The sequence below is a fragment of the Exiguobacterium sp. s130 genome (genome assembly GCF_018619055.1).
GTDB lineage: Bacteria > Bacillota > Bacilli > Exiguobacteriales > Exiguobacteriaceae > Exiguobacterium_A.
In genome coordinates this window covers 46,922-54,446 of the sequence record NZ_JACSNI010000010.1, presented here as the reverse complement: position 1 = coordinate 54,446, position 7,525 = coordinate 46,922, and the positions used below count along the sequence as shown (strand labels likewise).

At 48.9% G+C, this 7,525-nt stretch carries 10 protein-coding genes; 1 reads left to right on the top strand and 9 read right to left on the bottom strand.

The window, feature by feature from the left end:
* Positions 1 to 368 precede the first annotated feature (368 nt).
* The 3 genes from HZS85_RS16175 to HZS85_RS16165 all read right to left on the bottom strand — a co-directional run bounded on the left by HZS85_RS16175 (position 369) and on the right by HZS85_RS16165 (position 2,800).
* Positions 369 to 971, bottom strand: a complete 603-nt coding sequence (locus tag HZS85_RS16175; protein WP_023466658.1) for a KinB-signaling pathway activation protein — start codon at positions 969 to 971, stop codon at positions 369 to 371.
* 2 nt (positions 972 to 973) lie between these two features.
* A complete protein-coding gene (locus tag HZS85_RS16170) occupies positions 974 to 2,005 on the bottom strand; it encodes an Mrp/NBP35 family ATP-binding protein (RefSeq protein WP_214856823.1) in 1,032 nt (343 codons plus the stop codon).
* A gap of 144 nt (positions 2,006 to 2,149) precedes the next feature.
* Positions 2,150 to 2,800, bottom strand: coding sequence for a M15 family metallopeptidase (locus HZS85_RS16165; RefSeq protein ID WP_214856822.1), 651 nt, complete (start codon positions 2,798 to 2,800; stop codon positions 2,150 to 2,152).
* Between the two features lie 97 nt (positions 2,801 to 2,897).
* On the opposite strand from HZS85_RS16165, the gene HZS85_RS16160 reads away from it, so the two are divergent.
* A complete protein-coding gene (locus tag HZS85_RS16160; RefSeq protein ID WP_214856821.1) occupies positions 2,898 to 3,185 on the top strand; it encodes a hypothetical protein in 288 nt (95 codons plus the stop codon).
* A 93-nt stretch (positions 3,186 to 3,278) separates the two neighbouring features.
* On the opposite strand, the gene rpsI is transcribed toward HZS85_RS16160, so the two are convergent.
* The 6 genes from rpsI to HZS85_RS16130 form a co-directional block, all read right to left on the bottom strand.
* Entirely contained in the window at positions 3,279 to 3,671 is a 393-nt protein-coding gene (gene rpsI, locus HZS85_RS16155) for a 30S ribosomal protein S9 (RefSeq protein ID WP_023466655.1), read from the bottom strand.
* Between the two features lie 24 nt (positions 3,672 to 3,695).
* On the bottom strand, positions 3,696 to 4,133 hold the full coding sequence (rplM, locus tag HZS85_RS16150) for a 50S ribosomal protein L13 (RefSeq protein WP_023466654.1): 438 nt from the start codon (positions 4,131 to 4,133) through the stop codon (positions 3,696 to 3,698).
* A gap of 168 nt (positions 4,134 to 4,301) precedes the next feature.
* The gene (gene truA, locus HZS85_RS16145; protein ID WP_214856820.1) at positions 4,302 to 5,036 is read right to left on the bottom strand and encodes a tRNA pseudouridine(38-40) synthase TruA; all 735 of its coding nucleotides are present in this window, start codon (positions 5,034 to 5,036) and stop codon (positions 4,302 to 4,304) included.
* Positions 5,036 to 5,827, bottom strand: coding sequence for an energy-coupling factor transporter transmembrane component T family protein (locus HZS85_RS16140; protein WP_214856819.1), 792 nt, complete (start codon positions 5,825 to 5,827; stop codon positions 5,036 to 5,038). The genes truA and HZS85_RS16140 overlap by 1 nt, the downstream gene beginning before the upstream one ends.
* Positions 5,824 to 6,678 (bottom strand): energy-coupling factor transporter ATPase, encoded by an 855-nt coding sequence (locus HZS85_RS16135; RefSeq protein WP_214856818.1) that lies wholly within the window; start codon positions 6,676 to 6,678, stop codon positions 5,824 to 5,826. Before HZS85_RS16135 ends, HZS85_RS16140 begins: the two co-directional genes overlap by 4 nt.
* The gene (locus HZS85_RS16130) at positions 6,666 to 7,496 is read right to left on the bottom strand and encodes an energy-coupling factor ABC transporter ATP-binding protein (protein WP_023466650.1); all 831 of its coding nucleotides are present in this window, start codon (positions 7,494 to 7,496) and stop codon (positions 6,666 to 6,668) included. The genes HZS85_RS16135 and HZS85_RS16130 overlap by 13 nt, the downstream gene beginning before the upstream one ends.
* Positions 7,497 to 7,525 lie beyond the last annotated feature (29 nt).

Sequence of the window (7,525 nt, the reverse complement as noted above, 5' to 3'; positions counted from 1 at the left end):
AGCCAGGATCAAACTCTCCATGAAGTGTTTGACTTGCTCGTTGTTGTGACCGGAGTCACGATTGACGAAGCTTGCGCTTCATTCGTTTTTGTATTCCGTAGAATACGATTTTTGCCTCATCGTTCAGTTTTCAAAGTCCAATATGTCATTTGACGACTTTTAAATCTTACAGTAAAGTAATATGTGATGTCAATTACTTTTTTGAAGTTTTTTTCGTCTGTGACGCTCGCGTTTGGCGTGTGCCTCAGCGACATGTATTAATATATCAACTCTTGTTTTTTTCGTCAACTGTTTTTCTAAAAAAACTTTAGAAAAAAGATAGACCCGCTTGAACCGGTAAAACACTACCCGTTCGCGGGTCTTTTTCGTTACGCCTGTTTTTGAGATTGTCCTTGAGAAGCGGGCTTTTCTTGCAAGCGATGCAGCATTAGAATCTGATACGCATTACAGATTAAAAGTGTCGCAAGCGCCGCCCATAACATCCGCTTATCTTGTGTTGCCTGCAAAGCAGGTACCCATTCGATCAACGTGATGACTGTCATGAGGAACAATGTCGGAATGAACGCTGTAAAGTTCGTTTCCCGTGCTTTCGTCCGCGCGACTAAGAATGCAATTAAAAGCAAGACGACCATCTCACCAATATAGAGACTTGTCTTATCAAAACCGTATGCTAGTCCACGTAGATAAACGCCATCAAATAGCGCAAATGCGATCAAGACGATCTGGACACGGTTCCAAAGCTTTGCGCCGCGGAACAGATCAAGTCCGACGCGATGTAAGATCAAGTACGAGAAGAATCCCATCAAACTGATGGCTGTCCACGTACTACTGTAGGAGAGAGCCGTCACATATCCGCTAATCGATTGATTCCGGATATATCCAGGTTCTGCTACCAAGTTAAACACGAAGCCGGCGAGCGTTCCGATTAGGAGCGTCATCCAAAACAGCTTCAAAAATCCTTTAATCTTCATTCTTATCCCTCTACTTTTTCGATGACACGCGTGGCGAGTTCATTATAGTATGTCTCAAATGGATGATCATCGCGATAAATGGATGGAGCGAAGTCCGCATCATTCGCATATGGTTGTCCAAGTGGAATCTTAGCTAGAATATCGGTTTTTAATGCTTCTGACAACCTCTCTCCGCCACCACTACCGAAGACATATTCTTTTTCGCCTGTCACTTTGCTTTCAAAGTACGACATGTTCTCGACGATTCCGAGGAGACGATGGTTCGTTTTGATCGCCATCGCCCCTGCACGTGCTGCAACGAAAGCGGCTGTTGCGTGAGGTGTCGTGACGATGACTTCCTGACAGCTCGGGAGCATCGAATGAATATCGAGTGCGACATCTCCTGTCCCCGGTGGAAGATCAAGCAACAAGTAATCGAGATCGCCCCATTCGACGTCCGCGAAGAAGTTGTTGAGCATCTTCCCGAGCATTGGTCCCCGCCAGATGACTGGTGCATTATCTTCGACGAAGAAGCCCATTGAGATGACCTTGACGCCAAAGCGTTCTGGTGGAACGATTCGGTCGTTCACGACAGTCGGACGTGTTTCGATTCCCATCATGTCTGGAACACTAAAGCCGTAGATATCGGCGTCGATCAAACCGACCTTCTTACCTGCTCGTGCGAGGGCGACTGCTAAGTTAACGGAAACCGTCGATTTCCCGACGCCCCCTTTACCGGAAGCGATCGCGATGAACGTCGTACCGGATTCTGGTTTAAGGATCGACGGTGTCGTCGCTGCTTGAATCCCGTGATCACCGAGTGCCTCAAAACGAAGTCCCACCGTCTTGAATCCTTTTTCTTTCAGTTCCTTGACGATTTGCTGTTGGAGCACAAGTTGCTCCCCAGAACCGGATTGTGCTAAAGCGATTTTCAAACTGACATAATCACCTTTAATCCGGACGTCACGAATGCCGTTCGTATCTGCAAGCGGGCGGTCAATCGTCGGATCGACGAGCGTTCCGACTACCTCGCGAATTTCTTGTTCATTCAACATAGTGCCTTCCCCCTGAAAACGTTCGATTTAATCCTTATCAGTATAACAAAAATAAGAGAGCGCTTGCACATTTCGACACCGGAAAGGATGACTTTTCCATGTCCGATGTCGGTTTTCATCGTTTTGCTCGATCATCCGCTCGCTTTAGAACATTCGGTTCCATGTACGAGGACCCACGACACCATCGACATCAAGTCCTTGACGTGTTTGATAGGCACGCACCTTCTGAACCGTCTCTGCATCAAAGCGCCGAGTCACGGTTGCTTTGACTGCACGCTGAATTCGTTCGATATCCCGTGGATTCATATTGGCTGCCCCTTGATAAAACGGACGACCTGGATACGGAACGATCGCACGAGAGCGATTCGTCGTTTCTTCAGACACTCCTAGTAATTCAAAGTGCGGATAATCCTTAAAGCTCGTCCAGTCCCCACCCCAAGAAAAGCCACGTCGTTTCATCGCAGCAACAATCTTTTGAAAGCTTTGGTCATTTTGAAATAGCGATTGTGTACCGTCTTTTGAATATTGAAAGAGGTCGACGGCAATTCCACGGTTATGATTCGATTGTCCCCCGCGTGCATTCGTCACGATCGGTCCCGGTAGTGTCCGTCCCTGTGCGTACAATCGATTCTGTTCCGCGATCGATCGGTATCCTTGGGCGACACCGACATAAATTTCTTGCGCATGCATCTCCCGGATGACCTCTTGCGTCCGTTTAGCGACTTCTCGTGACAGTCCCGACGCATTCAACTTCCGATTCGCTCGCTCGAGTAACCAGCTGATCGATAATGCCATCTATGCTCACTCCCCTTTGTCTCCTGTTCCCGAAAACAAAATCCGCTATACTTATGGAATGCAGAATGATTTTAACTCATATCAAAAGGAGCATCCTATGAAAAAACGCATCATTTGGACACTTAGCGTCACCTGTCTTTTACACCTTGGCTTCATCCTGTATCTGACGCTGCAACCGACTGTCGCTACCAAGACGGAGTTACCGGACAATGCAACCGTCTTAAGTGAAGAAACCTCTTTTACGGGACATGTTGGTCAAACGACGGCACATACACCTATCCAATTCATACAATCTGTCTTTGTTTGGAGCATCCCGCTGACGATCGTCATCCTCTATCTTCTTCTGACGGCATTGCACCGATTACGCTCCACTCCGTCGTCTTGACTTGAATCGCTGTTCTGACACTTCGTCAGGAGAGCGGTTTTTTAGTGCACAAAAAAACCTCCCACCACAAGGGTGAGAGGGATTCGAAAAGAATTAACGTTTCGAGAATTGTGGTGCACGACGAGCTGCTTTAAGACCGTATTTTTTACGCTCTTTCATACGAGCATCACGAGTCAAGAAGCCTTTCGCTTTGAGTGCGCCGCGGAATTCTGGATCCGCTTGAAGAAGAGCACGTGAGATACCGTGACGGATAGCGCCTGCTTGACCAGTGAAGCCGCCGCCTTTGACCGTTACGATTACATCGTACTTGCCTTCTGTTTCTGTGATTACGAGTGGTTCTTTTGCAGTCATGATCAATGTCTCATAACCGAAGTATTCGCTGATATCGCGACCGTTAACTGTGACTTTACCGTCTCCAGCAACGAGGAAAACGCGCGCTGCCGCGTGTTTCCGGCGACCAGTGCCGTAGTAACGTACATCTGCCATCGTGTAGTTCCTCCTAAATTCGTATTAACCGCGAAGTTCGTAAACTTCTGGTTGTTGTGCTTCGTGCTTGTGTGCAGCTCCAGCGTAGACGTGGAGTTTGTTGAACATTTGACGACCGAGGCTACCTTTTGGAAGCATCCCTTTGATCGCGAGTTCAAGCATGCGCTCAGGTTTGTTAGCAAGCATATCGCGTGCAACAGTCTGCTTTAAGCCGCCTGGATGACCAGAGTGACGGTAGTAGACTTTTTTGTCGAGTTTGTTACCAGTTAAAACGATTTTCTCAACGTTGATGAGGATAACGTTATCCCCACAGTCAACGTGTGGTGTGAACGTAGGCTTGTGCTTACCACGGAGAAGTGATGAAACTTCGCTCGCAAGGCGACCGAGTGTTTTACCTTCAGCGTCGATAAGGAGCCATTTGCGTTCTACATCAGTAGCTTTCGCCATGAAAGTTGTGCGCATGTAAAATACCTCCTAAGGAATTAAAAGTTCTGTTTTTGATTTTTCATTTATTCACTAGGTGAATCTATCATAATCTTAGGTGTACGGGGCTAAGATTGTGGTTTCATAATAAATGAAATGCCAATAAACATTGTATGTTTTTTAATAGCCAATGTCAATTGCCTTTTTTCACTCCGGATAGAAAACTTCCCATAGATAGAGTCCATGGGGAGGCGCCGTCACGCCTGCGACGTTTCGGTCCTTTGCCAGCAACATTTTTTTGATGTCCTCTGGTGCAAAACGACCGCGTCCGACGTCAAGTAACGTCCCGACCATGATCCGGATTTGATTATAGAGAAACCCACTGCCCTGGAACCGAAAGACGAGTTCGTCACCGACTGTCATCAACTCTGCCTCGTAAATCGTCCGGACCCGGTTATCCGTTTCCGTCTTCGCGACACAGAACGAACTGAAGTCATGCGTTCCGACGAGATGTGCCATCCCTTGACGGATGCGCTCGAGATCGAGCGGATACGGAATATGAACCGATAGATTCCGACGAAACGCATTTTCTTCGCGGCGGACGAAATAGCGGTATTCCTTCCCTACGACATCGTAACGCGCTTCAAAGGTCGGTTCGACCTCCTCGCAGCTCCGGACACGAATATCCGCTGGTAAGAGCGTATTCAGTGCCTTGACGACGTTCTCCGGGGGAATCGCTAGTTCCGTATCAAAATGAATGACTTGCCCGTAGGCATGCACCCTCGCATCCGTCCGTCCCGACCCGATGATCTTGACGGGATGTTTGTGCATCCGCGCAAGCGTCGTTTCAATCACTTCTTGAATCGTCACTCCGTTTGGTTGCACCTGATACCCGGCGTAGCCGGTTCCGTCATATTGAATCGTACATTTTAAACGACGCATTAACCGATCCCTCGCAATCCTACTAAACTGATCGTCAGGAGGGCGAGTAGGATGATCAGACCTGTATCCCGCATCGTCCACTTGGATTCCCGTAGACGTGTCCGTCCCCCTCCTCCACGGTACCCCCGTGCTTCCATCGCTGTCGCAAGATCCTCTGCCCGCTTAAAGGCGGAGATGAACAACGGAATCAATAACGGAATGATCGCCCGTAAACGTTCCTTGATCGGTCCTGCTGACAAATCAACACCACGTGCTTGCTGTGCCTTCATGATTTTCTCCGTCTCCTCCGCTAAGGTTGGTAAGAACCGAAGCGAAATCGATAACATGAGCGCAATCTCATGCGTCGGGACACGAACGACCTTGAACGGCTTCAACAACAATTCAATCGCATCCGTCAGTTCGATCGGTGAGGTCGTCAGCGTGACGAGTGTCGTGATCGAGACGAGATAGAAGAAACGTAATGAGACGATGATCGCGAGTCGAAGTCCTTCTTCGTAGATCCGAAGCCAGCCGAGTTCGAAAATCACAGCCCCTTCGCGCGTAAAGAACAGTTGGATGACGAACGTAAAGACGATCAGGAAAAGAATCGGTCGCAGTCCCTTTAGAACATAACGAAGCGGTAAGCGACTACTCATGAGTGCTAAGAACGTAAAAATGAGTAAAAAGATGTTCGTTGCTGCATTGTTCGCGAGAAAGACGAGCGGAATGAAGCAGAAAGCAAAGATGATTTTCGCAAGTGCCGACGACCGGTGCAAGTACGACTGACCGGGAATATGTTGTCCGACGATCATTCGCTCACCCCTTTCGTCATCAACCAGTCGATCAATTCGGTTTCCGTCCGGATATCCGGTCGTTGCAATCCACGCCGATCAGCGACTTGCCAAGCAAGCGATAAGACGTGCGGAAGATCGAGGTGGAATTGCTCGAGCAATGTCTCTTCTTTAAACAGGTCAAGCGGTAGTCCGTCAAACGCCACCTGTGCATCTTCCATGACGATGACACGCTCGGCATACTCAAGCACCTGATCCATGTCGTGCGTGATCAGGAGCAATGTCATACCGGTCTCTGCATGGAGCCGGGCAAACAGACTCAGCATATGCTTGCGCCCTTGCGGATCGAGTCCTGCCGTCGGCTCATCGACGATCAACACGTCTGGTTGACTAGCGAGTACGCCGGCAATTGCAACACGCCTCATTTGCCCACCAGACAGGTCAAACGGCGAACGACTCCAAAAGACTTCATCGAGTCCGACAGTCCGTAATGCCTCTTTCGCTAATTGTTCAGCCTTCGCGGCATCATGACCGAAGTTCATCGGACCGAACATGACATCCTTTAAGACCGTCTCTTCGAACAATTGATATTCCGGATATTGAAAAACAAGCCCGACGCGACGTCTTAATGGCTTGAGGTCCTGTTTTTTCTTCGGTTCGACGATGATGTCATCGACTTGTACCTTCCCCGCTGTCGGCTTGAGCAACCCATTGATGTGTTGCACGAGCGTCGATTTCCCGGATCCGGTATGCCCTACAAACGCAACAAGCGCCCCTGACGGAATCTCAAGATTCACATCACGTAGCGCGACTCGTTCGAACGGACTATTGAGTTGATACGTATAATTTAATTCCTGGATTAAGATTGGCATAAACGGTTCACCAATTCTCTTTCATCTAGTATCGTCTCCTCGAGTGAGAGACCTTGCGCCCGTAAACGTTCTTGTACCCGAACAACGAATGGAACATCGAGTCCGATGTCTTCTAAGAACGATGCATGACGAAAGACTTCCTGAGGGGATCCTTCTAATACGATTTTCCCGGCATCCATGACGATGACACGACTAGCCCGTAATACTTCGTCTAATTCGTGTGTAATCGCGATGACCGCCATTGGGTGGGTCGCATGGAGTTCTTGAACGGTCGACATGACCTCTTGTCGTGCTAATGGATCAAGCATCGATGTGGCTTCATCGAGCACGAGAACATCAGGGCGCATCGCAAGCGCCGAAGCGATTGCGACACGCTGCTTCTGTCCGCCGGATAGTTGATGGGGTTCCCGATCAACAAAATCCGTAAGGCCAACGCGCGCTAGACTGTCGTCGATACGACGAACCATTTCCTCGCGTGGCACACCCCAGTTTTCTAGAGCAAATGCCACGTCGTCGCGCACGGTCGTGCCAACGAATTGATTATCTGGATTTTGGAAGACGATACCGATCGCTCGACGCATCTCCCACAGTTGTTCCGGATTCGCACTTGAAAAGCGCTCAGCAACCGTAACGGTCCCTGTCTCCGGTAACAACAATCCGTTAAACAATTTCGTCAGCGTTGATTTTCCAGAGCCATTGTGACCAACGATGGCGACCCATTCACCTGAACGAATCGTCAGAGAGACCTCTTGTAGGGCTGCTTGCTCCTGTTCCGGATACCGATAGGTGACCTGTTCCAGTTCAATCAGCTTGTCCATGATCTCTCCTCCTTCATCAAATCAATACT

Excerpts from the sequence above, each read along its gene's own strand:
- HZS85_RS16165 (WP_214856822.1), bottom strand. The coding sequence starts at position 2,800 with ATGGCATTATCGATCAGCTGGTTACTCGAGCGAGCGAATCGGAAGTTG.
- rpsI (WP_023466655.1), bottom strand. The coding sequence starts at position 3,671 with ATGGCAGATGTACGTTACTACGGCACTGGTCGCCGGAAACACGCGGCA.
- HZS85_RS16170 (WP_214856823.1), bottom strand. The coding sequence starts at position 2,005 with ATGTTGAATGAACAAGAAATTCGCGAGGTAGTCGGAACGCTCGTCGAT.
- truA (WP_214856820.1), bottom strand. The coding sequence starts at position 5,036 with ATGCGTCGTTTAAAATGTACGATTCAATATGACGGAACCGGCTACGCC.
- rplM (WP_023466654.1), bottom strand. The coding sequence starts at position 4,133 with ATGCGCACAACTTTCATGGCGAAAGCTACTGATGTAGAACGCAAATGG.
- HZS85_RS16135 (WP_214856818.1), bottom strand. The coding sequence starts at position 6,678 with ATGCCAATCTTAATCCAGGAATTAAATTATACGTATCAACTCAATAGT.
- HZS85_RS16140 (WP_214856819.1), bottom strand. The coding sequence starts at position 5,827 with ATGATCGTCGGACAACATATTCCCGGTCAGTCGTACTTGCACCGGTCG.
- HZS85_RS16175 (WP_023466658.1), bottom strand. The coding sequence starts at position 971 with ATGAAGATTAAAGGATTTTTGAAGCTGTTTTGGATGACGCTCCTAATC.
- HZS85_RS16130 (WP_023466650.1), bottom strand. The coding sequence starts at position 7,496 with ATGGACAAGCTGATTGAACTGGAACAGGTCACCTATCGGTATCCGGAA.
- HZS85_RS16160 (WP_214856821.1), top strand. The coding sequence starts at position 2,898 with ATGAAAAAACGCATCATTTGGACACTTAGCGTCACCTGTCTTTTACAC.